The sequence below is a fragment of the Mesorhizobium sp. M0898 genome (genome assembly GCF_040319695.1).
In the GTDB taxonomy this organism is placed as follows: Bacteria; Pseudomonadota; Alphaproteobacteria; order Rhizobiales; family Rhizobiaceae; genus Mesorhizobium.
This window is the reverse complement of record NZ_JAMYOE010000002.1, coordinates 345,312-372,184: the sequence shown is the minus strand read 5'-3', so window position 1 is coordinate 372,184 and position 26,873 is coordinate 345,312. Positions and strand designations below refer to the sequence as shown.

The 26,873-nt window shown below is 63.9% G+C and carries 22 protein-coding genes and 1 riboswitch; of the genes, 10 read left to right on the top strand and 12 right to left on the bottom strand.

Going from position 1 to position 26,873, the window contains the following annotated elements; translation table 11 throughout:
• The first annotated feature begins 625 nt into the window (after window positions 1-625).
• From NKH90_RS04845 to NKH90_RS04830, 4 genes are all read left to right on the top strand, one after another.
• Window positions 626-4,033, top strand: coding sequence for a helicase-related protein (locus NKH90_RS04845; protein ID WP_352817695.1), 3,408 nt, complete (start codon window positions 626-628; stop codon window positions 4,031-4,033).
• Between the two features lie 12 nt (window positions 4,034-4,045).
• Window positions 4,046-4,432 carry an RNA-binding S4 domain-containing protein gene (locus tag NKH90_RS04840; RefSeq protein WP_352817691.1) on the top strand — a complete coding sequence of 129 codons (387 nt, stop codon included), beginning with the start codon at window positions 4,046-4,048 and terminating at the stop codon, window positions 4,430-4,432.
• A gap of 148 nt (window positions 4,433-4,580) precedes the next feature.
• On the top strand, window positions 4,581-4,919 hold the full coding sequence (gene fdxA / locus NKH90_RS04835) for a ferredoxin FdxA (RefSeq protein ID WP_292664799.1): 339 nt from the start codon (window positions 4,581-4,583) through the stop codon (window positions 4,917-4,919).
• 368 nt (window positions 4,920-5,287) lie between these two features.
• Window positions 5,288-5,869 carry a CarD family transcriptional regulator gene (locus tag NKH90_RS04830; protein WP_006327799.1) on the top strand — a complete coding sequence of 194 codons (582 nt, stop codon included), beginning with the start codon at window positions 5,288-5,290 and terminating at the stop codon, window positions 5,867-5,869.
• A gap of 81 nt (window positions 5,870-5,950) precedes the next feature.
• Here the strand turns inward: NKH90_RS04830 and NKH90_RS04825 are convergent, their stop codons facing one another.
• The 3 genes from NKH90_RS04825 to NKH90_RS04815 form a co-directional block, all read right to left on the bottom strand.
• The gene (locus NKH90_RS04825; RefSeq protein WP_352817690.1) at window positions 5,951-6,724 is read right to left on the bottom strand and encodes an amino acid ABC transporter ATP-binding protein; all 774 of its coding nucleotides are present in this window, start codon (window positions 6,722-6,724) and stop codon (window positions 5,951-5,953) included.
• Window positions 6,721-7,401 (bottom strand): ABC transporter permease subunit, encoded by a 681-nt coding sequence (locus NKH90_RS04820; RefSeq protein ID WP_352471183.1) that lies wholly within the window; start codon window positions 7,399-7,401, stop codon window positions 6,721-6,723. The genes NKH90_RS04825 and NKH90_RS04820 overlap by 4 nt, the downstream gene beginning before the upstream one ends.
• Before the next feature lie 122 nt (window positions 7,402-7,523).
• A complete protein-coding gene (locus tag NKH90_RS04815; protein ID WP_352768306.1) occupies window positions 7,524-8,297 on the bottom strand; it encodes an amino acid ABC transporter substrate-binding protein in 774 nt (257 codons plus the stop codon).
• Between the two features lie 324 nt (window positions 8,298-8,621).
• Between NKH90_RS04815 and NKH90_RS04810 the strand changes: the two genes are divergently transcribed.
• Window positions 8,622-9,479 carry an RNA polymerase factor sigma-32 gene (locus NKH90_RS04810; RefSeq protein ID WP_254816490.1) on the top strand — a complete coding sequence of 286 codons (858 nt, stop codon included), beginning with the start codon at window positions 8,622-8,624 and terminating at the stop codon, window positions 9,477-9,479.
• 13 nt (window positions 9,480-9,492) lie between these two features.
• On the opposite strand, the gene NKH90_RS04805 is transcribed toward NKH90_RS04810, so the two are convergent.
• The 4 genes from NKH90_RS04805 to thiB all read right to left on the bottom strand — a co-directional run bounded on the left by NKH90_RS04805 (window position 9,493) and on the right by thiB (window position 15,126).
• A complete protein-coding gene (locus tag NKH90_RS04805; RefSeq protein ID WP_352817687.1) occupies window positions 9,493-10,962 on the bottom strand; it encodes a M48 family metalloprotease in 1,470 nt (489 codons plus the stop codon).
• Window positions 10,963-11,216: 254 nt separating this feature from the next.
• Window positions 11,217-12,008, bottom strand: coding sequence for a thiamine ABC transporter ATP-binding protein (gene thiQ / locus NKH90_RS04800; RefSeq protein ID WP_352817684.1), 792 nt, complete (start codon window positions 12,006-12,008; stop codon window positions 11,217-11,219).
• Window positions 12,005-13,624: a thiamine/thiamine pyrophosphate ABC transporter permease gene (gene thiP / locus NKH90_RS04795; RefSeq protein WP_352817681.1), complete on the bottom strand. Its 1,620-nt coding sequence runs from the start codon at window positions 13,622-13,624 to the stop codon at window positions 12,005-12,007. The genes thiQ and thiP overlap by 4 nt, the downstream gene beginning before the upstream one ends.
• A gap of 488 nt (window positions 13,625-14,112) precedes the next feature.
• Entirely contained in the window at window positions 14,113-15,126 is a 1,014-nt protein-coding gene (gene thiB / locus NKH90_RS04790; RefSeq protein ID WP_352817678.1) for a thiamine ABC transporter substrate binding subunit, read from the bottom strand.
• 43 nt (window positions 15,127-15,169) lie between these two features.
• Window positions 15,170-15,284: riboswitch (TPP riboswitch) on the bottom strand.
• A 127-nt stretch (window positions 15,285-15,411) separates the two neighbouring features.
• On the opposite strand from thiB, the gene NKH90_RS04785 reads away from it, so the two are divergent.
• From NKH90_RS04785 to NKH90_RS04770, 4 genes are all read left to right on the top strand, one after another.
• Window positions 15,412-16,056 (top strand): thiamine diphosphokinase, encoded by a 645-nt coding sequence (locus NKH90_RS04785; protein ID WP_352540290.1) that lies wholly within the window; start codon window positions 15,412-15,414, stop codon window positions 16,054-16,056.
• A gap of 15 nt (window positions 16,057-16,071) precedes the next feature.
• Window positions 16,072-17,892, top strand: coding sequence for an ABC-F family ATP-binding cassette domain-containing protein (locus NKH90_RS04780; protein ID WP_352817675.1), 1,821 nt, complete (start codon window positions 16,072-16,074; stop codon window positions 17,890-17,892).
• Window positions 17,893-17,968: 76 nt separating this feature from the next.
• Window positions 17,969-18,211, top strand: coding sequence for a type II toxin-antitoxin system CcdA family antitoxin (locus NKH90_RS04775; RefSeq protein WP_254816484.1), 243 nt, complete (start codon window positions 17,969-17,971; stop codon window positions 18,209-18,211).
• The gene (locus tag NKH90_RS04770) at window positions 18,211-18,510 is read left to right on the top strand and encodes a CcdB family protein (protein WP_352450813.1); all 300 of its coding nucleotides are present in this window, start codon (window positions 18,211-18,213) and stop codon (window positions 18,508-18,510) included. Before NKH90_RS04775 ends, NKH90_RS04770 begins: the two co-directional genes overlap by 1 nt.
• A gap of 31 nt (window positions 18,511-18,541) precedes the next feature.
• Here NKH90_RS04770 and NKH90_RS04765 read toward each other — a convergent pair whose 3' ends face one another.
• A complete protein-coding gene (locus tag NKH90_RS04765; protein ID WP_352817672.1) occupies window positions 18,542-20,227 on the bottom strand; it encodes a hypothetical protein in 1,686 nt (561 codons plus the stop codon).
• A 73-nt stretch (window positions 20,228-20,300) separates the two neighbouring features.
• Window positions 20,301-21,599 carry an adenylosuccinate synthase gene (locus NKH90_RS04760; RefSeq protein WP_352817669.1) on the bottom strand — a complete coding sequence of 433 codons (1,299 nt, stop codon included), beginning with the start codon at window positions 21,597-21,599 and terminating at the stop codon, window positions 20,301-20,303.
• 321 nt (window positions 21,600-21,920) lie between these two features.
• Between NKH90_RS04760 and NKH90_RS04755 the strand changes: the two genes are divergently transcribed.
• Entirely contained in the window at window positions 21,921-22,823 is a 903-nt protein-coding gene (locus tag NKH90_RS04755; protein WP_352817665.1) for a DMT family transporter, read from the top strand.
• 59 nt (window positions 22,824-22,882) lie between these two features.
• Here the strand turns inward: NKH90_RS04755 and serA are convergent, their stop codons facing one another.
• From serA to NKH90_RS04740, 3 genes are all read right to left on the bottom strand, one after another.
• Window positions 22,883-24,481, bottom strand: a complete 1,599-nt coding sequence (gene serA, locus NKH90_RS04750) for a phosphoglycerate dehydrogenase (protein WP_352450817.1) — start codon at window positions 24,479-24,481, stop codon at window positions 22,883-22,885.
• Window positions 24,482-24,664: 183 nt separating this feature from the next.
• Entirely contained in the window at window positions 24,665-25,840 is a 1,176-nt protein-coding gene (locus NKH90_RS04745) for a phosphoserine transaminase (protein WP_352817662.1), read from the bottom strand.
• A 182-nt stretch (window positions 25,841-26,022) separates the two neighbouring features.
• Window positions 26,023-26,772, bottom strand: coding sequence for an outer membrane protein (locus NKH90_RS04740; RefSeq protein WP_352817661.1), 750 nt, complete (start codon window positions 26,770-26,772; stop codon window positions 26,023-26,025).
• Window positions 26,773-26,873 lie beyond the last annotated feature (101 nt).

The following is a 26,873-nucleotide window of genomic DNA, read 5'->3' as shown; positions in this document are numbered from 1 at the left end:
CCCCAATCCGGCACGCAAAGGTTAACGGCAAACTCGCAGCTTGTGCAAAAGCCGCCCGGCAGCCTGTGGATTCTCGGTGGAAAAGCTGTTCACAACACAACATGTTGCGGTGAACAAACCAAGAAACTTCGGCTATCTCTGATTCGTCGCCGATTCGTTCCGGCTTTGAGCGGAACGTTAACGGCGAGAGCTGAAAACACCCGCGAAATGATTAAAGCGCGTTAGGAAACATCAATAATTTCATAACGTTGTGCGAAGCAGATTGGCCGGCCACGACCATTCGCCGGCAAAAGGTTAACCGCAGTGCTCGCTTGGATGCCGCTTGCATAAATCGGGCCAGTTTCCGTGATTCAGCATGTGGTGAGATACGCCGGCAGAAAACCCAGATGTAGCCGTGAACAAACCCTGAATCAGCGCGAGTCAGTGATTCGTCGCTGATTCGTTCCAGACTCGTTCCAACTGTTAATCGGGAACAGATTTTCTGGCTTCGAACCAATCAATCGGCCTGCCCTCGGCATATTCCGCTTTCGCTTCGCGCCCGAAATCCCTATGTGTCGCCTGTCATACGCGGCCAATATGGGCGCGCTCCCGACAATGCGAGGCAGAGAGCCTTATTTCCAGGCCGATGAACATCCATCCGAAACACACTGAACCGCTGATCCTGTCGGGTCGAGACGTGACGGCCGTGCTCGGCCCGACCAACACCGGCAAGACCCATCTCGCCATCGAACGCATGGTGGCGCACGAAAGCGGCGTCATCGGCCTGCCGCTCAGGCTGCTTGCCCGCGAGGTCTATACGCGCGTCTGCGAGAAGGTCGGCGCCCATAAGGTGGCGCTCATCACCGGCGAGGAAAAGATCCAGCCGGCTGGCGCGAAATACTCGGTCTGCACCGTGGAAGCGATGCCGCGCGAGACCGACGCCGCCTTCGTTGCCATCGACGAGGTCCAGCTCGCCGGCGATCTCGAACGCGGCCACATCTTTACCGATCGCATCCTGCATCTGCGCGGCCGGCAGGAGACGCTGCTGCTGGGCGCGGCCACCATGCACGGCATCCTGCAGCGCCTGCTGCGGGGCGTGTCGGTGGTGACCCGGCCACGCCTGTCGCATCTTGCCTATGCCGGCTCGAAGAAGCTGACCCGCCTGCCGCGGCGCACGGCGATCGTCGCCTTTTCGGCCGACGAGGTCTATGCCATCGCCGAGCTGATCCGCCGCCAGCAGGGCGGTGCCGCCGTCGTGCTCGGCGCACTCAGCCCGCGCACCCGCAACGCCCAGGTGGCGCTGTTCCAGTCGGGCGACGTCGACTACCTCGTCGCCACCGACGCCATCGGCATGGGCCTCAACCTCGACCTCGACCACGTCGCCTTCGCCCAGAACCGCAAATTCGACGGCTACCAGTACCGCAACCTGACGGCGGCCGAGCTCGGCCAGATTGCCGGCCGCGCCGGCCGGCATCTGCGCGATGGCACCTTCGGCGTCACCGGCCAGGTCGATCCGCTGGATGATGAACTGGTCAACAAGATCGAGGCGCATGATTTCGATCCGGTGAAAGTGCTGCAGTGGCGTACCGCGCATTTCGATTTCGCCAGCCTCGATGCGCTGAAGCGCTCGATCGAGACCAACGCCCCGGTCGAAGGCCTGACGCGCGCGCTGCCGGCCGTGGACGCGCAGGCGCTCGAGCATCTGTCGCGCGACGAGGACGTGCGGGCACTCACCACCGATGCCAGGCGCGTGGCGCTGCTTTGGGAAGCCTGCGCGCTGCCCGACTACAGGAAGATCGCGCCGGCCCAGCACGCCGACTTGATCGCCTCCATCTACATGGACCTTGCCAGGCATGGCCATGTCGACGAGAACTACATGGCCGAGCAGGTGCGCCGTGCCGACACAACCGAAGGCGACATCGACACGCTGTCGCACAGGATTGCCCAGATCCGCACATGGACCTTCGTTTCCAACCGGCCCGGCTGGCTGGCCGATCGGGCACACTGGCAGGAAAAGACGCGCGAAATCGAAGACAGATTGTCGGATGCGCTGCATGAGCGGTTGACGAAACGTTTTGTAGACCGCAGGACTTCCGTCCTCATGCGGCGCCTTAGAGAAAACACGATGCCTGAAGCCGAAATCAGCCCAACCGGAACCGTCCTCGTCGAAGGCCATCACGTCGGCGAGTTGCAAGGTTTCCGCTTCACCGCCGACCAGAGCGCCGGCGGCGAAGACGCCAAGGCGGTGCGGGCGGCGGCGCAGAAGGCGCTTGCCGCCGAGTTCGAGGCGCGGGCCGAGCGCTTCGGCGCCTCGGCCAATGGCGACATCGCGCTGGGTTCGGATGGCACGCTGCGCTGGATCGGCGCGCCGATCGGCACGCTGGTCGCCGGCGAAGACGCTTTGAAGCCGCGTCTGGTTCTGCTGGCCGACGAGCAACTTACCGGCCCGGCACGCGACAAGGTTGCGGCGCGCGCCGAGCGCTTCGTCAACTTCCAGATCGAATCCCTGCTGAAGCCGCTGGTCGATCTCAAGAATGCCGAGCAGATCACCGGCATCGGCCGCGGCATCGCTTTCCAGCTTGTCGAGCATTTCGGCCTCATCAACCGTCGCGACATCGCCGACGAGATGAAGTCGCTCGACCAGGAAGGCCGCGCGGCGCTTCGCCGTCTCGGAGTGCGCTTCGGCGCCTACCATGTCTTCGTGCCGGCGCTGATCAAACCGGCGCCGGCCGGGCTGATAACGCTGCTGTGGGCGCTGAGAAACGACGGCAAGGACAAGCCCGGCTTCGGCGATGTCGTTCACGCACTGGCCTCCGGCCGCACCTCGGTGGTCATCGATCCGACCTTCGACAAGACCTTCTACAAGCTTGCCGGCTACCGCAATCTTGGCCGGCGTGCTGTACGCGTCGATATTCTCGAACGGCTGGCCGACCTGATCCGGCCGGCGACCAACTGGAAGCCGGGCCTCGGCCCTCGCCCCGACGGCGCCTATGACGGCCAGTCCTTCATGGTGACGCCGCCGATGATGTCGATTCTCGGCGCCACCGCCGACGACATGGAGGAAATCCTGAAGGGACTCGGCTATCGCGCCGATGCCAAACCGGCGGCCGAGGTCAAGGCGCGGCTCGAAGCACAGGACAATGCCGCGCGTGAAGCTGCCGCTGCAAAGCAGGCGGCGGAAGAGGCTGCGCGAGTCGAGCAGGCGAGGATGGCGGAAGCATCTGCCGCGGCAGAGCCGCCGGCGGAGGCTTCGGAACCTGTGTCGGATGCGGCTCCTGTTGCGGAGGCGGCAGCCGAAGCTGTGACCGAAGCGACGGCAGAGCCTGTCGCGGAAGCTCCAGCCCCTGAAGCTGCGGCAGAAGTCACGCTAGAGACCCGGCCCGCCGCGGAGGCGACTGCTGAAGCGCCTGCGGAACCAGCGGCCGAGCCAACGGCGGAACCTGGGGCGGAAACTGAGGCTGCGGCACCGGCAGAGCCGCCGGTTCTCGAAACTACGGAAGCATCGCCGGCCGAACCTGCAGCAACGACGGAAGCCGTCTCCGGCGAAGCTGCTCCAGAAGCCGAGGAGCCAAAACCTGTCCTGTTGTGGCGGCAGGGTCGTTTCGACCAGCGCCCGCGTCATCGCCAGCATGACAACCGCCCCCGGGACAATCATCGGGACAATCGCGCGCGCAGTGGTCAAGCTGCGCCGGACAGCCGCAGCGATGCGCCGACAGATGCCGGCGGGCAAGCGACGCCGGGCGACCGGCCCGCCCGTCAGGGGCGCCACGACCAGCGCGACGGCGCCGGCAAGCCACGCTTCGATCGCAGCAAGTTCAAGCCCAGGCCGCAAGGCGAGGCGGCAGAGCAGCGCGCCGGCAAGCCGCAAGGTGAACGCCCGGACCGGCGCGAAAACCGGCCCGACTGGAAGGCTGGCCGGCAGGACGGCAAAGGCGGCGCCCAAGGCGCAAAACCCGCCTTCCAGCCAAAGCCGCGTGAGGAACGCCCCGTCCGCTTCGACCCGGACTCGCCCTTCGCCAAGCTCGCCGCGTTGCGCGACCAGCTGAAGAAGTAAGCTGCTCGTCCAATGGTCACTGATGCCCGCCAGCGCATCGACAAGTGGTTGTTCTTCTCGCGCGCGGTAAAATCGCGCACGCTGGGAGCCAGGCTGGTCGTCGCCGGACGTGTCCGCATCAATCGCGACAAAGCAGCGCAGGCCTCCGACACGGTCCGGCCGGGCGACGTTTTGACCATCACGCTGGAGCGGCGGATCTTCGTCTGGAAAGTCCTTGGCACCGGCGTACGGCGTGGCCCAGCCGAAGAGGCCCGCCTGCTCTACGAGGACATGTCGCCGCCCCCCGCGCCCAAGGGCGAGGCGCTTCCGGATGCGGTGCCGCCGTTGCGCGAGGCCGGCAGCGGTCGCCCGACGAAGAAGGAACGCCGCCAGACCGACCACCTGCTCGGCGACGATTGAGCAAGGTCGAACGCCCGCTTTGCCGGCCTTCCGGAATTCCATTCCGGAAACCGCGGCACCGCTGGCAGGGGCCGCCCTTGCCACCAGCGGACAAAGGCGTTACCTCACCAAAAAAGCCCAATAAAATGGGACGTCCCGGAGCCGACCAATGACCTATGTCGTGACCGACAATTGCATAAAATGCAAATACATGGACTGCATCGAGGTCTGTCCGGTCGACTGCTTCTACGAAGGTGAGAACATGCTCGTCATCCACCCGGACGAGTGCATCGATTGCGGTGTCTGCGAACCGGAATGCCCGGCCGACGCAATCAAGCCCGACACCGAGTCGGGTCTCGACAAATGGCTGCAGATCAACACCGAATATGCCGAGAAATGGCCCAACATCACCGCCAAGAAGGAGCCGCCGGCCGACGCTAAAAATTTCGATGGCGAAACTGGCAAGTTCGAGAAATATTTCTCCCCGGAGCCCGGCGAAGGCGACTGACGAGCCTGCCGGCTGCGGCGGCCTGACGCCGCGTAACAGACGTGATACATTAACTGCCTTGACAGGCGGCGACGGCGCGCGGCCTTCGCGCGTGCAGCAAAACCTTGATTCTTCCGACTTTTTGTGCTATATGAGCCAAACATGCCGGTGACACAACGTCGATTTATGGCGCAAACGCCCCAAATCACTGAAAGGTGAATTTCTCAATCCGGACCAGAGCGATCTGGGGCAGGCGGTCGCAATGTTGCGATTTGCCGGTCCTGGCCTTTCCGGTGAGTTCATCGTTGTGTGGCTAAGGACCGGTCACCCCGGTCGCACGAGTTCGGGCCGGCACGATGCCGGTACCACAACAAGGAGTTCAGGGCGTAATGGCAACGATCACCCCGCAGAAGAAGTCCACCGCAGCGCGCCACGGTTTCAAGACCGGCGAATACATCGTTTATCCGGCGCATGGTGTCGGCCAGATCGTCTCGATTGATGAGCAGGAAGTCGCGGGCCACAAGCTGGAGCTGTTCGTCATCGACTTCCAGAAGGACAAGATGCGCCTCAAGGTGCCGGTCGCCAAGGCGACCTCGATCGGCATGCGCAAGCTGTCGGAAGAGGATTATGTCGAGCGCGCGCTGAAGGTCGTGCAGGGCCGCGCCCGCGTCAAGCGCACCATGTGGTCACGCCGTGCCCAGGAATATGATGCCAAGATCAACTCCGGCGATCTGATCTCGATCTCGGAAGTGGTGCGCGACCTTTACCGCGCCGATAACCAGCCGGAGCAGTCCTATTCCGAGCGCCAGCTCTACGAGGCGGCCCTCGACCGCATGGCCCGCGAGATCGCGGCCGTCAACCGAATGTCGGAGACCGAAGCGGTCCGCCTCATCGAGGTGAACCTCAACAAGGGTCCCAAGCGCGGCGCCAAGGCCGACAACGAGGAAGCCGAGCAGGAAGAAGCCGCCTGAGCTTTTCTCGTCTTCGAATTCACAAAAAACCCGGCCTTGCGCCGGGTTTTTTTGTCTTAGCTGACCGGCGACGAGGCATATCTAACCTTCGCCGCCGCCTTCCCTTTCCGCCTCGTGCTTCAGCGTGGCGATGAACCGCTTGGTCCGCTGGCGCTCCGGATTGCTGAACAGCACCGCGGCCGGCCCTTGTTCGACGATGTTGCCGGCATCGAGGAACACCACTTCCCGCGCGATCTTGGAGGCGAGCCGCAGATCATGCGTCGCCATCACCATGGTCGTGCCCTCGCTGGCGAGCTTGCCGAGCACATCGACCACCTCCTGCGCCAGTTCCGGATCGAGTGCCGAGGTCGGCTCGTCGCAGAGCAGGACTTTCGGCGAAGGCGCCAGAGCCCGGGCAATCGCCACGCGCTGCTGCTGGCCACCTGACAGCGTCGCCGGCCAGGCATCGGCCTTGTGCGCCATGCCGACCTTTTCGAGCAGGGCCAGCGCCCGTTCGCGCGCCCTCTTCTTGGGCCATCTCAGCACCGTCACCAGCCCCTCCATGATGTTCTCGATCGCGGTGCGATGCGGAAACAGCTGGAAATTCTGGAACACCATGCCGGTCTGCAGCCGCAGCCGCTGGATATCCCTGGTCGAGACCCTGCCGCCGGGGCGGAATTCGAGTGCATCGTCGCCGATCCGTACCGTGCCTGAAGTCGGGAGCTCGAGCAGGTTGATGCAGCGCAAAAGCGTGCTCTTCCCTCCGCCCGACGGTCCGACAAGCGCCGTAACGCTGCCTTCCTCGATGGTGACGGTCACGCCCTTCAGCACAAGATTGTCGCCGAAACGCTTTTCGATGTTGGTGAGGCCGATCATGCGCGCGCCTCCAGGAAGCCGCCATAACGGTTGAGCCGCGTTTCCAGCCGCGCCTGCAAGGCCGACAGCACGGAGCTCATGATCAGATAGAGGGCCGCTGCCTCGACATAGAGGATCAGCGGCTCATAGGTGGTGGCGACGATGCGCTGCGCTGCCTGGAACATCTCCGGCACCGTGATGGCGGCGGCGAGCGAAGTGTCCTTGACCAGCGAGATGAAGGTGTTGGACAGCGGCGGCACGGCGACGCGGCCCGCCTGTGGAAGAATGGTGCGCCGCATTGCCTGGGCCCAGGTCATGCCGATCGAATAGGCCGCTTCCCACTGGCCCTTGGGCACCGAACCGATGACGGCGCGGATGATTTCCGACGAATAAGCACCGATGTTCAAGGTGAAGCCGATCAGTGCTGCTGGAAAGGCGTCGAGCAGGATGCCGACCGATGGCAGGCCGTAGAAGATAAGGAACAGTTGCACGAGAAGCGGCGTGCCGCGGAATATCCAGACGTAGAAGCGGACCACGGCGACCAGCGGTTTGGGACCGAACAGCCGGACAAGCGCTACAACCAGTCCTAGGACAAGACCGAATGCAAACGACAGCAGCGTCAACGGCACGGTGAAGATCAGTGCAGCCCACAGCAGCGTAGGCAGGGATTCCAGCATCAATTGCAGCCAGTGCGGCACGAAGGCTCCTCCTTGCCAGATTGCCGTCGCTCATATCACGCGAAAGCGGCGGGCCGTCGAAAGACAGCTCGCCGCGATACGAACGACGCGGGCCGGCATTCGGCCCACACGAGAAAGCCGTTTTACTTCGAAACGTCCTGGCCGAAATAGGTGTCGGCGATTTTCTTGTAGGTGCCGTCGGCCTTGATGTCGGCCAGCGCCTTATTGATGGCGGCCACCAGTTCCGGATCGCCCTTGCGCACGATGACGCCGGAATAGTCGGCGTTTTCTTCCTGGGCGGCAATCTTCACATTGGCGTCGGGCTTGTGCTTCTTGAAGTCGAGGAAGGACAGGCTGTCGTTGATGGTGGCGTCGGCGCGGCCGGTAAGAAGCAGCTGGATCGACTGGTCGAAGCCGTCGGTGCCGACGAGTTCGGCGCCGTTGGTTTCAGCCAGCTTGCCGAAGTTCGAAGTCAACGACTGCGCCGCCTTCTTGCCCTTGAGATCGGCGAAACCCTTGATGTCGGTGTTGTCGCCGCGCACGATCAGCACCGCCTTGGAGGCGATGTAGGGATCGGAGAAAGCATATTTGGCCTTGCGCGCCTCGGTGATGCCGACCTCGTTGATGACGGCATCGTAGCGGTTGGCATCGAGACCGGCGATCAGCCCGTCCCATTTGCCTTCGAGGAACTGGGCTTTGACGCCGAGGCGCTCGGCGATGGCCCGCGCGATCTCGACGTCGAAGCCGACCAGCGCGCCGGAAGCATCATGATAGGTGAAGGGCGCATAGGTTCCTTCTGTGCCGACCTTGAAGACGCCGGACTGCTTGATCTGGTCGAGATTGGCGCCGGCGTGACCGGCGGCGATGGCCAGAACCTGCAGCGTTCCGGCGATGATGAGCGATTTGAGCCATTTCATTTTTCTGTGATCCGTCCTTGGCCGGTGTCCGGCGTCATTGCGAGTGCCGGAAAATGACAGATGCGCGATGCCAGAATAAGAAACTGAATTTCAAAAATCCCGCGCCCTTGAAATCCAATTCTCAACCAGCATCTTCCGGCGCCATCCGGCTGAGTCAAGGCCGGTGGCGAATCGCCTGGAACAGCGCAATCGACATGACAGTCCGGGGGAACATTCCCCCGCATGGCACGTTCTTCGCTGTTGTAGGGCGCGGCGCCGCCATTTCAACCATCGGCGCCAACTCACGATTCGATCGCACCGCAACGCCTGAAGCAGGAGCGCGGCATGATGGAAGACAGTGCAGGACGGACCATGGTTCGCGCGGCGATGAAAGCCCCTTATCTGGAACGTGACGAAGAGCATCTCCTGGCGCTGCGCTGGAAGGAAAACAATGACCAGCACGCGCTGCACCGCATCACCGTCGCGCATATGCGGCTGGTCATTTCCATGGCGTCGCGGTTTCGCCACTACGGCCTTCCGCTGGGCGACCTGATCCAGGAAGGCCATGTCGGGCTGCTGGAGGCCGCGGCCCGTTTCGAACCCGAGCGCGAGGTGCGGTTCTCGACCTACGCGACTTGGTGGATTCGCGCCTCGATGCAGGACTATATCCTGCGCAACTGGTCGATCGTGCGCGGCGGCACCAGCTCGGCGCAAAAGGCGCTGTTCTTCAACCTGCGGCGTCTGCGCGCCCGCCTGGCAAACGGCGCCGAGCAGACGTCGAATGCCACGCTCTACCGCGAAGTGTCGGCGGCTCTCGGGGTATCGGAGGCCGATGTGGCGATGATGGATTCCCGCCTTTCGGCGCCGGACAGCTCGCTCAACACGCCGCTAGCCGACGATGCGGGCGCAACCGAGCGGATGGAGTTCCTGGTTTCGGATGACCCGCTGCCCGATGAGGTCGTCGGCGATACGATCGACGTCGAACGCCGCTCGGTGTGGCTGAAGACGGCACTCGGCGCTCTCAATGCGCGCGAGCTCAGGATTATCGAGGAACGCCGGCTGAGCGACGAGGGCGCGACGCTCGAAGCGCTCGGCGAGACGCTCGGCATCTCCAAGGAACGTGTCCGGCAGATCGAGGCGCGCGCCATGGAAAAGCTCAAGGCGGCGCTGGTAAAGCAGAATCCGGAATTTCTCGCAGCCTGAATCGCGTCGCCTGCTATTTGTCGGTGACGATCTTCACCTTGTCGCCGGCCGAAACCGCGGCACCCGGCGACAGCGCGTTGAGCACCCTGAACAAATCCAGCTTGCGGTCGACGCCGACCATCTGTGCGGCCAGGGAGCCCATCGTCTGGCCGGGCTGCACCGTGACGATGCGGATACGCAGTGGCTTCAGTGCTGCCTTCTCGGCAGCACTCAGGATGCGGAACGAGCCGCTGACCGAGCGCGCCACCGTGCTCAGCGAGGTGCTGGCCGACGGCGCAGCAGTCAGCAAGCGGTAGACCTGGCCGCCGGCGCGGATCACCGCAATGTCGAATTGCCAGCCATCGGCGCCGGCATGCGCGGTTGCCGCTTCGTTGCCGTTGATCGTCTCCTGGCGCACGCTGCTGTCGTCGAGGCCGGCAACCCAACCGCTGCGGATGTAGTCGGTCAGCGAGCGGTTCTTGTCGATCGAAACGCCGTCGAAGCGGATCGCCATGTCGCCCGGGCCTGTGGCCGTCACCGCCGCCGCCGAATTGTCGATGATGAAGCCGTTGGGCACCGAGAACGACACGCCGAGGCCAGGATGCAGGAAGGTTTCGCCGCGCACATAGCCTTCCTCCGGCGTGTCGCCGTAAAGCAGCCCGTCCACGCCGGCAAGGAATGAATCGCGGTCGCGCGACCCGACACCGGGCGCGCCGAACTGGCGGGCGTGGCGCTGCGCGAGATCGATACGCTGCGGCGTGTTGGGGTGCGTCGCCAGGAAGTCGAGGCTGGCGTCGGTGGCGCCGCTGATCGAGCGGAAATCGGTATAGGCCGACATCGACTGCAGGAAGCGGCCGGCGGCGTAGGGGTCGAAACCGGCTTCGCCGATCGACTTGATGCCGATGGCGTCCGCCTCCAGCTCCTGATTGCGCGAGAACTGGGCCAGCCTCAGCTTGCCGCGGATCAGCGCCGCCTTGGCCGTCGGGTTGTCGCCGAGCACATCCGAAACAACCTTGGTCGCCAACCCCTCCTCGGCTTCCAGCTGCTGGCGCTGCAGGCCGTGGTTGGCTGTAACGTGGCCCATCTCATGCGCAATGACGGCGGCCAGCTCGGCGGAATCGTTGGCCAGCGCCAGCAGCCCGCGGGTGATGTAGAGATAACCGCCCGGCAGCGCGAAGGCATTGACGTTGGGCGAGTTGAGGATGGTGATGCGGTAGGTCTGGGTCGGGTTGGCCGACACCACGGTCAGTCTGCCGACGACCTTGGCCACCATGCGCTCGAGCTTGGGGTCGGAATACTCGCCGCCATAGGTGGCGAGGATGCGCGGGTGCTGCGCCTTCGCCAGTTGGGCGAGCTTGCTGTTGGCGGCGACATTGTCGACCGTGATCGGCTTGTCGGAGGGCTGGAAGCCCGATTCCTGCACGTCGGGAGGCGTGAACATCTGGCAGCTTGCCAGCGCCACGGCAAGACCGGCCAGCGCCAGAAAGCGCGCCAGCGGTTTCACCCTCCGATTGTCGATGCCGGTCGGCAGATCGGCTTCCTTTCAAGTCCTGGCACGTGACCGCGAAAATCGGGCGCGATTTCCGAAAAGCATCACGCGCAAAGTCAAGTGCTATGGCGTCCTTCGTGCGTCCGACAGATACGAGGCAGCAAGGGCAAATCACGGTCTAAGCCGGACCAGCTCCTGGCGGACCTAGCCACACTACCTCGACCATGGCAAGCAAGCGCCGCTTCGCCTTCCGCCGGTTTGACCATAAATTATGTCCGCTTCCGGGCAACATCTCGTGATCCAGCCGCAAACGGACCCGAGCCGATATAGCGTCGGAATGCCTCCGGTCCAGACCCGACGAAAAAATCGGCCGCGGTGCCCGTCGCGGCAACCGTGCCACCATCCAGGAAAACCATGTTTTGGCCGATACGGCGCGCATCGTCCGGCTGGTGCGTGACGAATAGCACCGTCATGCGCTGCTCCGAATGGACGTCGGCCACCAGGTCGAGCATGTCGTCGCGCAGTGCCGGTCCGAGCGAAGCGAACGGCTCGTCGAGCAACAGCACCGGCCGGTCGCGCACCAGGACCCGGGCGAGCGCGACGCGCTGCCGCTCGCCGCCGGAGAGTTCGCGCGGCAGCCGGCTTTCCTTGCCGGCAAGACCGACGCGCTTCAGCGCTGCGGCGATTGCGGCGCGGTCAGCCTCGCTCAGCCTGAGCGAAGGCGAGCGGCCGAGCCCGACATTCTGCTCGAGGGACAGATGGGCAAACAGGTTGTTTTCCTGGAACACCATCGATACCGGCCGCGCTGATGGCGGCGCAGTGCTGACGTCGGCGCCGCCGATCAGCACGCGGCCCGACCGCGGCGTCTCGAACCCGGCCACCAGATTGAGCAGCGTCGACTTTCCCGAACCGCTCGGCCCCATGATGGCGGTGATTTCCGACACCGGGAAATCGACATCGAATATAAGCGGCGTTTCACCATAGCTGAACGAGACATTATCGAGCCGCACGGCCGCGCCTTTTTCCACCGAAATGGACCGTTCCGGGCTGATCGGCATCATGATTTCTCCCTCCTTCCCAGCCAGTCCGCGGCCAACACCAGCGCCAGGCAGACAAGGCCGAGCAGCAGCGCCAGGCCGGCGGCATCCTCGGTGCGGTAACTGCCCATGCGCGCCAGCAGCAGATAGGGCAAGGTCTGCACGGAATCGCTGCCGAACAGCGCAATGACGCCGAGATCGCCGAGCGACAGCGCCATGGCGAACGCGAAGCCGGTGGCGAGCGGCCGCCGCAGCGACGGCCAGTCGACCAGCCGCAACCGGTTCCAGCCCGAGATGCCAAGCTGTGCGCAGAGCCGTTCGTGGCGTTCGCTCGCCGCGTCATAGGCAGGGCGGATGGCGCGGATGGCGAACGGCATCGCCATCACTGCATTGACCGCAACGACCATGACAGGGGCGATCGCAAAGACATCGCCGACGGTGCGCAGGAGCAAGAACCAGCCGGCACCGATGACGATGGGCGGCACCACCAGGACGAACCCCGCACCGGTGTCGGCCAGGTGTTCGAGCAGCGTCCTCCTGCCGCTCCGCCGGGTGAGCGCCAGCGCCCGGCGCGCCATCACCAGCGACAGCGACAACGCCACAGAGAGCAGCGCCGACAGGAGGGAGAGCACGGCACTGGTCGCCGTCGCTTGCCGCACCGCGCTCTCGCCGGCCAGGCGGCCGAGATCGGCGCCAAGCCCGGCCGCCAGCGTGGCCGCCATCGGCCCGGCGACAAATAGCAGTGCGAGCCCGATCGCCAATGCGTTCAGCACGGTCTCGGCCGCACCGGCTGAAAAATACCGGCGCGGCGCCACCGGCAGATTGGCGTCGCCGGTCATATTGGCGCCAAGCCGCGTCAAGGCCAGCACGACGACGAAGGTCAGGGCAATCTGCAGCAGGGTCAGCGTCACCGCCCGCGCCGGGTCGAAGTCGAAACGCAGCGCCTGGTAGATGGCAACCTCGAGCGTCGTCGCGCGCGGCCCGCCGCCGAGCGTAAGCACGATGGTGAAGGAGGTGATGCACAGCATGAAAACGAGCCCGGCAACGCCCGGCAAGGCCGCACGCAGCGGCGGCCATTCGATCAGCCGGAAGGCCGGCGCAGCACCCATGCCAAGCTGGCTCGCCAGCCGCCATTGGTTAGCCGGCACGGTCTGCAACGCCTCCAGGAACAGCCGCGCCGCCAGCGGCAGGTTGAAGAAGACATGGGCGACGAGTATGCCCGACAGGCCATAGATGCCGGGCCAGCTCTGGCCGCCTAGCGCGCCGAGCGTGCCGGCAAAATAGCCGGCGCGGCCATAGAGCGCCAAGACACCGAGTGCGGCAACAATGGCCGGCAGCGCCAGCGGCACGGCGAAAAGCTGGAGGATGAAGCCTCGCCCGAAAAAACGCGGATGCCGCGACAGGGCGCGCGCGACGAACAGCGCCGGTGCGACGGAGAGCAGGGTCGACAGCAGAGCCTGCCAGAGCGTGAAACGGACGACGCGCAAGAGATAGGAATCGAAAGCGGAGGCGGCGCCGGACAGGTCGCGTGTGGCTTCGACGACGAGCCCGGCGAATGCACCGCCGATCAGCAGCGCGATGGCGGCGAGCGCGACGATGCCGGCAGTGACGCGGGGATCGGCCGGATGACGCGTAGGCATGTCGCGCTACCCGACACTACGACAGGCGTAGATCGAAGGAAATACCTGGCAAAGGCCGAGCCCACCCCTCTCTGGCCTGCCGGCCATCTCCCCCTCAAGGGGGGAGATTGCGCACTCAGCCGCCTTCGCCAATCTCACAAGTGGCAGGACGAGGAGAGGCGACAAAGCTGCCGATCTCCCCCTTGAGGGCAGGGCTATCGCATTTGGATTCTTACGAAGTTGGACCCCCACCCTAACCCTCCCCACAAGGGGGAGGGAACGCTGCCGCATGCCCTTACTTCCCCTTTTGGCGCCGAAAGGCAGACAATTTGCCGAGGTCAGTGCCAACGGAAGTCTCCCTCCCCCTTGTGGGGAGGGGTTAGGGGTGGGGGTACGTCGTAGAGCGAAAGCCTCGGCGTTCCATCTGCGATAGCCGTGCCCTTGAGGGGGAGATGGCCGGCAGGCCGGAGGGGGGTGGCTTGGCGCAAACATCCGACGAGGCTTGAGCCCTACCTGCTCATCGCCGCAAGCCACTCATCGACCCAGGCCTTGCGGTTGGCCGCGACGTCTTCCGGGCTGAACAGCAAGGTCTTGGTCGGCTTGACCAGCTTGTCGAACGCCGGGTTGAGCGGCTTGTCGGTTTTGCCGGCCGGGAACATCCAGTTGGTTTCGGGAATGACATCCTGGAATTTCGGTCCGGTCATGAAGGCAATGAACTTTTCCGCCAGCGGGTTCTTCGCGCCCTTGGTGGTGATCCCCGCAACCTCGATCTGCAGATATTCGCCCTCCTCGAAGGACGCCGCCTGGTAGCGCTCGGTGTTTTCGGCGACCATGTGGTAGGCCGGCGAGGTCGTGTAGGACAGCACCATCGGCGCCTCGCCCTTGGTGAACAGGCCGTAGGCCTCGCTCCAGCCCGGCGTTACCGTCAGCACCTTCGCCTTGAGTTTGGCCCAGGCTTCCGGCGCCTTGTCGCCATAGACCGACTTGACCCACAGCAGCAGGCCAAGGCCCGGCGTCGAGGTGCGCGGATCCTGGATGACGATCTTCTCTCCGGCATCGCCCTCGACCAATTCCCTGAGGCTCTTCGGCGGGCTCTTCAGTTTTTCGGTGTCGTAGACGACGGCGAAATAGCCATAGTCGAACGGCACGAAAATATCGTCGCTCCAGCCGCCCGGTACATTGACGCCCGAGACGGCGCCGTGCGGCGAAAACAGGCCGGTTGCCTTGGCGTCGGCGGTTAAGTTGGTATCGAGGCCAAGTACGATATCGGCCTTGGTCGCGGCGCCTTCCAGCTTCACACGGTTGAGCAGCGCCACGCCGTCGGCGACCGAGACGAATTCGACGACGCAGCTGCATTCGACCTCGAAGGCCTTCTTCACCGCCGGTCCCGGACCCCAATCGGCGGTGAAGCTTTCATAGGTATAGACCGTCAGTCTATCCTGTGCCGATGCCTGCCCCGGCAGGGCGACCGCGGATGCCGCAAGCAGGACAATTGAGACAAGAGAGTGGAAAAAACTGCGCATCGGCGCCTCCTTCGTTCGCGTTGAAAGGAATTGAGGCGTCGGGCTGTCCGAAACGTCTAATCCCTCCGCCGGTACAAACCGGATCAGGTTCAGCGGGTTGGCAGTCTTGCCTCTCAGCCGGTCCGCGAAAATCGCGTCCGGCACCCCGTTAGAGCGTTGCGACACATAGGCCCGGCCGAAGTGCTGCGCAAGCGGAAGTTTGCCGGGCATCCAAAGCCCAGCCTTCCGTTTCGTCTGCCGTTTCATCTTCCGTTTCCGGGGCAGGGCTGGTAAGGGCCACGAGATATGAGCACATTCACCATCCTGCTTGGCGGCGATCTCATCCGCACACCGCTGCTCGACCGCCAGGTCGAAGGCTCGCGCGTCATCGCCGCCGACGCCGGCATCGGCCATGCCCGTATGCTGGGCCTGAGGCCGGAACTCTGGGTCGGCGATTTCGATTCCGTGCCTGCCGAGTTGCCGGAGGATCTGGCCGCCGTGCCACGGCAGGTGTTTCCTGCCGAAAAAGACAAGACCGACGGTGAACTCGCTATCGCCGCCGCGCTCGAACGCGGTGCGACCAGCCTTGTGCTCGCAGGCGCCTTCGGCGGCAAACGTACCGACCACATCTTCCTGCATCTGGCGCTGAGCGTCCGGCTGGCGGAAGGCGGGACGAAAGTGCTTTTGACCAGTGGCGTACAGGAAGGCATTCCCTTGCTGCCGGGAAAGACTGGCTTCGACTATGCCGACGGCACGCTGTTTTCGGTGCTCGGCTTCTCCGATCTCGCCGGCCTGAGCGTCACCGGCGCCAAATGGCCGCTCGACCATGTCGAGGTTGCGTTCGGCTCGTCGCTGACCATTTCCAACGAGGTCAATGGCCGGCTCGAAATCGCGCTGGCCAGCGGCCGCGCGCTGCTGCTCGCGCATCCCTACCCTCTTCCGGAAAGCTGAGCCCAGAAAGCTGACATGGCGCCGCCGCTTCTCAATCTCGACGGGATAAAGCTGACCTTTGGCGGCACGCCGCTGCTCGACGGTGCCGCCCTGACGGCCTCTGCTGGCGACAAGATCGCCCTGGTTGGCCGCAACGGCTCTGGCAAGTCGACGCTCCTCAAGATCGCCGCCGGGCTGATTGAACCGCAGGACGGCGAAGTCTTCCGCCAGCCTTCGGCGACCGTGCGCTACTTGCCGCAAATGCCCGACATGGACGGCTTTGCGACTGTCCGCGCCTATGTCGAGGCGGGGCTCGGGCCGGCCGACGATCCCTACCGCGCCACCTATCTGATGGAGCATCTCGGCCTGACCGGCGAGGAACGGCCGAACGACCTCTCCGGCGGCGAGGCGCGGCGCGCCGCCCTCGCCCGCGTCATGGCGCCGGAGCCCGACATTCTCCTCCTCGATGAGCCGACCAATCATCTTGACCTTTCGGTCATCGAATGGCTGGAGGAGGAGCTTGCCCGCACCTCCTCGGCACTGGTCGTCATCTCGCATGACCGCCGTTTTCTCGAGCGCGTGTCACGCGCCACAATCTGGCTCGACCGCGGCCAGACCCGCCGTCTCGACAAGGGCTTTGGCTATTTCGAGGAATGGCGCGACACGGTGCTGGAGGAGGAAGAGCGCGAGCAGCACAAGCTCGGTCGCCAGATCGTGCGCGAGGAGCACTGGCTGCGCTATGGCGTGACAGCGCGGCGCAAGCGCAACATGCGCCGGCTCGGTGAGTTGCAGACCATGCGCCAGCGCTTTCGTGGTCATCGCGGCGCCGAGGGTGCGGCGACGATGACAGCCAGCGACGCCGCCGAATCCGGCAAGCTGGTGATCGAAGCCAGGAACATCGAGAAGACCTTTGGCGATCTGACCGTGGTCAAGGGATTCTCGACCCGAATCCAGCGCGGCGATCGCGTCGGTCTGGTCGGGCCGAACGGCGCCGGCAAGACGACGCTGTTGAAGATGCTGACCGGCGAATTGAAGCCGGACGCGGGCACGGTGCGGCTCGGCACAAATCTGGAGATCGCCACGCTCGACCAGAAGCGCGAAGCCGTCGACCCGCAGGAGACATTGGCGCAGTATCTCACCGACGGGCGCGGCGAGAACCTCGTCATCAATGGCGAGCAGCGCCACGTCGTCTCTTACATGAAAGACTTCCTGTTCAAGCCGGAACAGGCGCGCACGCCGGTGCGCGAGCTTTCGGGCGGCGAGCGGGCGCGGCTGATCCTCGCCCGCGTTTTGGCGCGGCCGGCAAACCTGCTTGTGCTCGACGAGCCGACCAACGACCTCGACATGGAGACGCTGGAGCTGCTGCAGGAATTGGTCGCCGGCTTTGCCGGCACGGTGATCCTGGTCAGCCACGATCGCGATTTCCTCGATCGCACCGTGACCAGCATCATCGCGCCGGATGGTGACGGCCGCTGGATCGAATTTGCCGGCGGCTATTCCGACATGCTGGCGCAGCGCGGCGGCACCAGGCTGGACGACCGCAAGGCGCGACCAAAGGCCGAGACGGGCGACGCGACGGCGGCAAGCAGGAACGAAGCGGCCGCACCGAAGGGCCCGGCCAAGAAACTGTCGTTCAAGCAGAAATTCGCGCTGGAAACCTTACCCAAGAAGATCGAGGCGGTGTCGGCCTCGATCTCGCGGCTGGAGAACAACATCGCCGATCCGGCCTATTACGAGCGCGACCCGGCCTCGTTCCAGAAGACGATTGCCGCGCTCGACAAGGAGCGCGTCACACTGGCAGCGCTCGAGGAGGAATGGCTGGAACTGGAAATGCTGCGCGAGGAGATGGAGGGGTAATTCGCGAGTTCAAGCACCTTGTCATTGCGACTAGAGAGGAATGCGCATATGTTATGCGCATACTGTGGAGGTGATCATGCGCAAGATAGCTGTGAATGCGGTTCGCCAGCCGGCAAATCTGTCGATCGACTCAAAGCTCATGAAGGAAGCCAAGGGGCTCGATGTGAATGTCTCGCGCGCCGCTGAAGCCGGCATCGCCGAGGCCGTGGCCGCCGAAAAGACGCGGCTGTGGAAGCTTGAGAACCGCGCGACGATAGATGCGTGGAACGAATATGTCGAAAAACACGGTATTCCGCTGGCAGAACATCGGCAATTCTGATGGCGCGCTACGACGTCTTCGCGGGTAGCATCGAAGGCGGCTATCTCCTCGACGTCCAGGCCGATCTGCTAGACCATTTCAAGACCCGGGTGGTCGTCCCGCTTCTGCCGGCTGCGATGGCGCCATCACCAATGCGAAAGCTCCATCCGATTTTCGAGATCAATGGTCGGAAATTGGTCATGGCCACCCATTTGATCGCCACGGTTGCGGCGACGGAACTGGGCGAGAGCCGACTGAATCTGACGAGGCATCACGACGAGATCGTGGCCGCGCTCGATATGCTGTTCCAGGGCTTCTGAGCCAGAGAGGCGTTGGGCTGGTGAGCCGACCTCACCCCGCCGTCTTTGTCTGCCAGGCCTTTAGCGCCTCGTCAAACACCTTCTCGCCTGGAATGCCCTTTTCCATGGTGAGCAGCGCCCGCCGCCCGGTCTTGTAGACGACCGGCACGTCGATCCAGTCCTGACCTCTGAGCAAGGTCAGATTGGCGTCTTCATCCGCCTTGGTATCGTTGAGCGCAACCAGGAAGAAACCGTCGGCGATCTTGGCCGGGATGCCGATCAGCGGGCTTCCGGCATCCTGCTCGGAGCCCTTCATGGCGACACGCAGGATGTTGTCGACGCCGCCGCCCTCGAAGCCGTCAGGCGTCAGGAAGATCATCTCGATAATATGGCTGGCCGGCAGCGTCTGGTCGGTGTTGCGACGGATCGTCATGCGCAACTGGATATCCTTGCCTGGAATGGTCGCCTCGGCGCGGATCGCCGGCTCGGGCGGCAAGTCGCCGCCGGGCGATTCCTGCACCAGCGACCAGACGATATTGCCGGGCTCGGCCGAGCCTTGAGCGGTGCTGGTGCGCTCCTCGTAGAAGATCGCCTTCTGGCCGACGGCCAACGTGGCTTGCGGCGGAACTGCCGTTGGTGCCGCTGCCGGTGCTGGCGGCGGGGCGGCCGCTGCAGGCGCTGCTGCCCCGTTGGCGGGCGGCGTTGCGGGAGTTGGTGCAGCTGACCCATCGACTGCTGGAGCATTGGCCGTGGCTTGCGTGTCGGCGGGTGCGGCCGGAGCCGGCGCGGCCGGTGCCGGGGTGGTCGGCGCTTGTGCGGCCGATGGCGGCGTGGTCAGTGCGGCGACGGATTCGCCTTCGCCGATGCCCGCCTGCCCGGCCGCGGGGCCGGGATCGACTTCGTGGCCCTCGGGCGTCAGGCGCTGCGTGAACTTCGCGCCCTCGCCGGAATCCGTCGGAGGCGCGGCGGCCGGTACGGCCGCATCGGCCACCGGCTTGGCCGGGGCTGGTTTTACCAGCGGTTCGGTGGCGACGGCTGTGGTCGAGTCGAGGCCGAGCATGCTGCCGAACGCATCCTTGTTCAGCCAGATGCCATAGCCACCACCGGCAATGACGAGCAAAGCAATGGCGGCGGCGATCACACCGCCATAGCTGCGCCTGCGCTCCGCAGGATAGAGCCGCTGGAACCTGTCCTCCGCGGGGCCGCCGTCGTTGGAAAAGTCGTCGCCCGGAAAAACGCCGTCTTGGCCGTCAGCCGTCGGAAGTTCCATATCGGACGGCGGCGGACCAGCGCGCTCCTGAGAAAGAGCGACGGGCTGCGGCTTTTGCCAGTTCGGCGCCGCCTTGGCGGGCGTGGGCTGCCAGGCCGGCCCAGTCTTTGCTGGCTCCGTCTTTGCCGGCTCGGTCTTGGCCGGCTGCCATGCCGGCTCCGTCTTTGCCGGCTGTCGGATATGGCTGGACTGGTTCTTGTTGCGGTCGATGGAGGAGAAGATGTCCTCCAGTTCCGCCAGCGGGTCGGGTGGCGGCGCAGGCTTGGCATAGTCCCGCTCGACTTTGGCGATGGCGTCTTCCAGTGCACGCATCTGCCGGTCGACATCGGAAGGCGTCATCGTGGCCTTCTCTGCGAGTTGTTTCGCGATTGACGAACGGGCCCTGTCATAGACCTTGGCGCGCACTTCCGCCGACGGCTCACCGAGTTTATCGAGCGCCTTTTTCAGAATAGGAACAAAATCTACCATACGTCAGTCGACCTGCATTTGTTTCTGGGCCGGCCCCCGCAAATCAGCCGCAATGCCCGGAAAGGCTGAGAAACTAGTCTTGAAACGGATCGGTCACAAGTATCGTGTCGTCCCGTTCAGGGCTGGTGGAAAGGAGTGCGACCGGCGCGCCGATCAGCTCCTCGATGTAGCGGACGTACTTCACCGCCTGGGCCGGCAGGTCGTTCCAGCTGCGTGCGCCGGCAGTGGTGCCTTTCCACCCCTCCAGCGTCTCGTAGACCGGTTCGACGCGGGCCTGCGCACCCTGGCTGGCCGGCAGGTAATCGATCGCCTCGCCGTCGAGTCGGTAGCCGGTACAGACCTTGATCTCGTCCAGCCCATCGAGCACATCGAGCTTGGTCAGCGCAATGCCCTTGATGCCGTTGACGGCGACGGCCTGGCGGACCAGCACGGCATCGAACCAGCCGCAGCGGCGCTTACGGCCGGTGACGACGCCGAATTCATGGCCGCGCGCGCCCAGGAACTCGCCGATCTCGTTCTTCTGTTCGGTTGGAAACGGGCCTTCGCCGACGCGCGTCGTATAGGCCTTGGTGATGCCGAGCACATAGCCGATGGCGCCCGGGCCGACACCGGAGCCTGCGGCGGCCTGACCGGCAACCGTATTGGACGAGGTGACGAACGGATAGGTGCCGTGATCGATGTCGAGCAACGTGCCTTGCGCGCCCTCGAACAGGATGCGCTCGCCGGCGCGGCGCTTGTCGTCGAGGATTTTCCAGACGCGGTCCATATAGGGCAGGATCTCGTCGGCCACCGAGATCAGCTCGCTCATGATCGCCTCATGCGTGACCTCGGCATGGCCGAGCCCGCGCCGCAGCGCATTGTGGTGCGTCAGCAGCCTGTCGACCTTCAAGGGCAGCGTTTCCAAATCCGCCAAATCCATCACCCTGACCGCGCGCCGGCCCACCTTGTCTTCATAGGCGGGACCGATGCCGCGACGGGTCGTGCCGATCTTCGTTCCGGAATTGGAAGCGGCGTCCTCGCGAAATCCGTCCAGCTCCCGGTGCAAGGACAGGATAAGCGCGGTGTTTTCGGCTATTTTCAGGCGGTCTGGCGTCACCTCGACGCCCTGTGCCTTCAATTTCGCAACCTCCGCGACGAAAGCGTGCGGATCGAAGACGACGCCATTGCCGATGATGGACAGCTTGCCCTGCCGCACCACGCCGGACGGCAGCAGCGACAGCTTGTAGACCTTGCCGTCGACGACCAGCGTATGGCCGGCATTGTGGCCGCCCTGGAAGCGCACGACAACATCGGCGCGCTCCGACAGCCAGTCTACGATCTTGCCTTTGCCCTCATCGCCCCATTGCGAGCCGACGACCACCACATTGGCCATATTTCTTTTCCCTTGAGACGCCGCACGAGCAGCTTGAAACAGTTCGAAACGACGGGCCTCTATCGCATCGGCCCCCAAAATCGGAATCGATTTTCGGAAAGCACGACGCGAGGATTAAAGCCTTCCGACGCGTACTTTGTAGCGTCCAATTGCACGCACGTCGTTCTATAGCGTCAAGACCCGGCGAGCGCGACCACTCTTTGCCGCCCAAAACGCTCCGAGGCACAACAATTTTCGCCTTTGACATCATTTACTTGGGCTGGCGGTCGCAATACGCCCACACCGACCGTCAAATTCCCTCTGCCTGGCCGGGAGCTCACGATGCATCGAGCCGCCTATCTGTTCCTGCTGTTCACCACCTTGCTGTGGGGCGGCAACTCTGTGGCGGGAAAGCTGGCGGTCGGTCATATCTCGCCGATGACGCTGGTCTTCCTGCGTTGGCTGCTGGCGGTTCTGATTCTGCTGCCGATCGGCTGGGGAACGCTACGCCAAGACTGGCCGGTGGTGCGCAGGCACTGGTTGCTGCTTGGCGGGCTCGGCGCTTGCGGCTTCGCCTTTTTCAATGCGATCTTCTACACGGCGCTCAACTACACCACGGCGATCAACGTCTCGATCGAGCAGGCGGCGATACCGATCGTGATCATCATCGCCAATTTCGTGCTGTTTCGCCTGCGGGTGAACCGGGTGCAGATCGCTGGCGTCGTGCTGACCATCATTGGCGTCGCGGTGACGGCGAGCCATGGCGACCTGCGCCAGCTTCTCAAGCTGGATCTCAACTTTGGCGACGCGATCATGCTGGTCGCCGTGCTTTGCTACTCCTTCTATTCGGTGGGGTTGCGGCTGAAGCCGGTCATCCGCTGGCAGAGCCTGATGCTGGCGCTGTCGGTTGCCGCACTCGTCACATCGCTGCCTTTCTTCCTGTGGGAGATTGCCGCCGGCGAAGTCATCGTCCCCGATGCCCGCGGCTGGGCGGTCGCGTTCTATACCGCCATCGGTGCTTCGGTCATCTCGCAAATCTTCTACATCAGGGGCAACGAGCTGATCGGCGCCAACCGCGCCGGCCTGTTCATCAATCTGGTGCCGATCTTCGGTACGCTGCTATCGGTGCTGATTGTCGGTGAGACATTCCAGCTCTATCAGGCGCTGGCTCTCGCGCTGGTGCTCGGTGGCATCAGCCTCGCCGAATACAGCGGACGGAAGATGGCGGCATCCGCTGCTGAATGAAGTCGCTTGCCGCGACGTTCCGCCGCCCCGCGTGCTGCTGCACACGGGGCGACCGAATTTCAGGCTATCCCCACATCGAAATGCAGCCGCTTGGCGGAGTCGATCGACTTGTGCGAGCGCACCTGCGCCAACACGTTTTCCGGGAACGGCGCATCGAGATAGAGCAATGCGATGGCATCGCCGCCCGGCCGGTTGCGGCCGAGCTGGAAGTTGGCGATGTTGACGCCGTTCTCGCCGCACACCGTGCCGAGCAGACCGATGATGCCGGGCGCGTCGGCATTGGTCGTGTAGAGCATGTGCTGCCCGACCTCTGCGTCGAGATTGATGCCCTTGATCTGGATGAAGCGCGGCTTGCCGTCCGAGAAACAGGTGCCGGCGATTGAGCGCGTCCTGTGCTCGGTCTTGACCGTCAGCTTGATATAGCCGTCGAACACGCCCGACTTGTCGCGCTTGACCTCGGCGACGATGATGCCGCGCTCCTTCACCATGATCGGCGCCGACACCATGTTGACGTCGGAGACCTGCGGCCGGATCAGCCCGGCAAGGGTGGCACTGATCAGCGCGCGCGTGTTCATCGTCGCGGTCGAGCCGTCGAACAGTATCTCGACCTCCTTGATCGGATCCTCGGTGACCTGGCCGACAAAGGCGCCGAGCACTTCGGCAAGCTTGACGAAAGGTTTCAGCCGCGGCGCCTCTTCGGCGGTGATCGACGGCATGTTGATGGCGTTGGAAACGGCGCCCTTGATCAAATAGTCGGACATCTGCTCGGCGACATGCAGGGCGACATTCTCCTGCGCTTCGGTGGTCGACGCGCCGAGATGCGGCGTCGCCACGACATTCTCCATGCCGAACAGTGCGTTGTTGTCCGCCGGTTCGACCTCGAACACGTCGATGCCGGCGCCGGCCACCTTGCCGCTCTTCAGCGCCGCGATCAGGTCGGCCTCCACGATCAGCCCGCCACGGGCGCAGTTGATGATACGCACGCCGGTCTTCATCTTGGCGATCGCCGCGGCGTCGATGATGTTGCGCGTCTTGTCGGTAAGCGGTGTGTGCAGCGTGATGAAGTCGGCGCGGGCGAACAGTTCGTCGAGCTCGACCTTTTCGACGCCGAGCTCCTCGGCGCGGCTGTCCGACAGGAATGGATCGAAGGCGATGACATGCATCTTCAGGCCGACGCCGCGCGTAGCGACAATCGAACCGATATTGCCGCAGCCGATGATGCCCAGCGTCTTGCCGGTGATCTCGACACCCATGAAGCGGTTCTTTTCCCATTTGCCGGCGTGGGTCGAGGCGTTGGCCTCCGGTATCTGGCGGGCCAGCGCGAAGATCATGGCGACGGCATGCTCGGCGGTGGTGATCGAATTGCCGAAGGGCGTGTTCATCACGATGATGCCCTTGCGGCTCGCCGCCGGGATGTCGACATTGTCGACGCCGATGCCGGCGCGGCCCACGACCTTCAGCCTGGTCGCGGCATTGATCAGCTTCTCCGTGACCTTTGTCGCCGAGCGGATGGCCAGCCCATCATACTGGCCGATCACTTCGAGCAGTTTTTCCTTGTCCTTGCCGAGATCCGGCAAATAGTCGACCTCGATGCCGCGATCCCTGAAGATCTGCACGGCGGTGGTGGAAAGTTTGTCTGAGACGAGAACGCGGGGCATTGGCTTGGTCCTTTGCGATTGGCGTCCCTCCCCCTTGAGGGGAGGGTCGGCGCGAAGCGCCGGGGTGGGGTCGTTGCGGCCGGATGCGGCCAAATCTTTTTCTTTCTGGATGGCGGATCGTTGAGCGGGTGGAGGCGACCCCACCTGGCCCTTCGGGCCACCCTCCCCTCGAGGGGGAGGGAGTCAGGCCGCCGCTTTGAGCGACGCCTTTTGCGCCGCAAAGGCCCAGTCGAGCCAGGGCAGCAGCGCTTCGAGATCGGAGGTCTCGACTGTCGCGCCGCACCAGATGCGCAGGCCGGGCGGTGCATCGCGGTAGGCGCCGATGTCGTAGGCGACGCCTTCCTTGTCGAGCACCGAGACAATTGCCTTGGCGAACGCAGCCTGTCCATCGGCGTCGAGTGCAGCGACTTGCCGGTCGGTGAAGGAAAGGCAGACCGATGTGTTCGAACGCGTCGCCGGGTCTACGGCAAGATGGCCGAGCCAGGAAGATTTTCCGACAAAGCGATCGAGAACGGCGGCATTGGCATCCGCTCTGGTGACCAGCGCGTCGAGGCCGCCGATCGACTTCGCCCAACGCAGCGCGTCGAGATAGTCCTCGACGCACAGCATCGACGGCGTGTTGATGGTCTCGCCCTTGAATATGCCTTCGATCAGCTTGCCGCCCGAGGTGAGGCGGAAGATTTTCGGCAACGGCCAGGCCGGCTTGTAGCTTTCCAGGCGTTCGACGGCGCGCGGGCTGAGGATCAGCATTCCGTGCGCGCCCTCACCGCCCAGCACCTTCTGCCAGGAGAAGGTGACGACGTCGAGCTTCCTGAAATCGAGCTGTTGCGCAAAGGCCGCCGAAGTCGCGTCGCAGATGGTCAGGCCCTTGCGGGTGGCCGGGATGAAATCGCCGTTCGGCACGCGCACACCCGACGTCGTGCCGTTCCAGGTGAAGACCACGTCGCGGTCGAAGTCGATTTTGGTCAGGTCCGGCAGTGCGCCGTAGTCCGCCTCTAACCTGCGAACATCGGCGAGCCTCAGCTGCTTGACCACATCGGTGACCCAGCCGGAGCCGAAGCTCTCCCAGGCGACCATGTCGACGCCGCGTTCGCCGAGCAGCGACCACAGCGCCATTTCGACCGCGCCGGTATCCGAGGCCGGCACGATGCCGATGCGGTAATCCGCCGGAACCTGGAGGATTTCCCGGGTCAGCTCGATCGCTTGTTCGAGCTTGGTCTTGCCGATCTTGGCGCGGTGCGAGCGCCCGAGCGCGGCATTTTTGAGCGCCTCGACCGACCAGCCGGGGCGTTTTGCACAGGGACCTGAGGAAAAATTGGGATTTGCCGGACGGAATCCGGGCTTCGCATGCGTGGTCATCGTGGTCTATCCTTCCAGATAGTGGCCCCTCGTTGGGGAGGGGTGGCCCACGGATGGCGATATGCGTTCAGACTTTCGGCGTCAAGGGGAAAGTTTTTGTCGCTGTCAGGATATTGCCGGGGGCGAAACGCAAACGGCGGGCCTGCGACCCGCCATTGTCAACGCCTCGGCTTCGATCGAGCCTACCAGAGATCGTAGCGTAGTCCGACTTTGACTTGATGATTGTTGATCCCTTTGCGGATCGGAAAAGAAGTCAGACTCTCGGCAGTCACATATTCGGCGTCTGGCGCGGAAAAATACTGATAGCCCAGATCGACCGAGACGTTCTTGGACACTTGGTACGCAAGCCCGGCATTCAGCGTGTAGGCGAAGGAGTACTGGGTCTTGTTGTCATGCCGGACGAAATCGTCGGTGGGGTCGGCGTTGTCGGTGAAGTAGCTCGCCGACAGGCGACGCTTGCTCTGCAGGATACCGACACCGGCGCCGAGATAAGGTGTGATTCCGACATAGGTGCCAAGGTCGACATAGCCGTTGAGTATGCCTGAGAAGGCATAGTTCTTCGGGGTCGCCGATGCCACGGTCGTTCCGTCGTTATAGCCGACGTCGATCTTGTTGCCGGGAAGATAGCCGACATTGAGATCGGCGCGCAGATAGTCGTTGAAATGGTAGCCGAAGCCAATGCTGGCAAAGATGGGATCTTCCTTTTCGTCGAAGCTCGCGGGTGTGAAGGCGAAATCCTCATCCTTGAAGCTCTTCTGCACCAGATAGGAGACATCGCCGCGCAGATACCATCCCGAGCCAACCTCGACCGGTACATAGTCGGGCGCCTGGTCGACATAGACCGGCGGATCGTAGTCGGCGGCAAGTGCCGGCGTCAGCGGCATCAGGACGATTGCTGCAAGCGCCAGCACTACAGGCGATTTGGATGTCATGGTCCCGGCTCCCGAACTTGGCGCATTCGCGATCGCGCGCGCCGTTTCAGACAGCATTGTTAACCATAGTGGTTAAGTGCGGGTTAAGGATAACAAGGCGT

Coding starts and splice junctions, on each gene's coding strand:
- NKH90_RS04825 (WP_352817690.1), bottom strand. CDS start 6,724: ATGATCGGCCTCACCAACATCGAAAAGCGTTTCGGCGACAATCTTGTG.
- fdxA (WP_292664799.1), top strand. CDS start 4,581: ATGACCTATGTCGTGACCGACAATTGCATAAAATGCAAATACATGGAC.
- NKH90_RS04760 (WP_352817669.1), bottom strand. CDS start 21,599: ATGGCCAATGTGGTGGTCGTCGGCTCGCAATGGGGCGATGAGGGCAAA.
- NKH90_RS04810 (WP_254816490.1), top strand. CDS start 8,622: ATGATGGAAGACAGTGCAGGACGGACCATGGTTCGCGCGGCGATGAAA.
- NKH90_RS04840 (WP_352817691.1), top strand. CDS start 4,046: ATGGTCACTGATGCCCGCCAGCGCATCGACAAGTGGTTGTTCTTCTCG.
- thiQ (WP_352817684.1), bottom strand. CDS start 12,008: ATGATGCCGATCAGCCCGGAACGGTCCATTTCGGTGGAAAAAGGCGCG.
- NKH90_RS04830 (WP_006327799.1), top strand. CDS start 5,288: ATGGCAACGATCACCCCGCAGAAGAAGTCCACCGCAGCGCGCCACGGT.
- NKH90_RS04785 (WP_352540290.1), top strand. CDS start 15,412: ATGAGCACATTCACCATCCTGCTTGGCGGCGATCTCATCCGCACACCG.
- NKH90_RS04770 (WP_352450813.1), top strand. CDS start 18,211: ATGGCGCGCTACGACGTCTTCGCGGGTAGCATCGAAGGCGGCTATCTC.
- NKH90_RS04765 (WP_352817672.1), bottom strand. CDS start 20,227: ATGGTAGATTTTGTTCCTATTCTGAAAAAGGCGCTCGATAAACTCGGT.
- serA (WP_352450817.1), bottom strand. CDS start 24,481: ATGCCCCGCGTTCTCGTCTCAGACAAACTTTCCACCACCGCCGTGCAG.
- thiP (WP_352817681.1), bottom strand. CDS start 13,624: ATGCCTACGCGTCATCCGGCCGATCCCCGCGTCACTGCCGGCATCGTC.
- NKH90_RS04780 (WP_352817675.1), top strand. CDS start 16,072: ATGGCGCCGCCGCTTCTCAATCTCGACGGGATAAAGCTGACCTTTGGC.
- NKH90_RS04755 (WP_352817665.1), top strand. CDS start 21,921: ATGCATCGAGCCGCCTATCTGTTCCTGCTGTTCACCACCTTGCTGTGG.
- NKH90_RS04815 (WP_352768306.1), bottom strand. CDS start 8,297: ATGAAATGGCTCAAATCGCTCATCATCGCCGGAACGCTGCAGGTTCTG.
- NKH90_RS04845 (WP_352817695.1), top strand. CDS start 626: ATGAACATCCATCCGAAACACACTGAACCGCTGATCCTGTCGGGTCGA.
- NKH90_RS04745 (WP_352817662.1), bottom strand. CDS start 25,840: ATGACCACGCATGCGAAGCCCGGATTCCGTCCGGCAAATCCCAATTTT.
- NKH90_RS04775 (WP_254816484.1), top strand. CDS start 17,969: ATGCGCAAGATAGCTGTGAATGCGGTTCGCCAGCCGGCAAATCTGTCG.
- thiB (WP_352817678.1), bottom strand. CDS start 15,126: ATGCGCAGTTTTTTCCACTCTCTTGTCTCAATTGTCCTGCTTGCGGCA.
- NKH90_RS04740 (WP_352817661.1), bottom strand. CDS start 26,772: ATGACATCCAAATCGCCTGTAGTGCTGGCGCTTGCAGCAATCGTCCTG.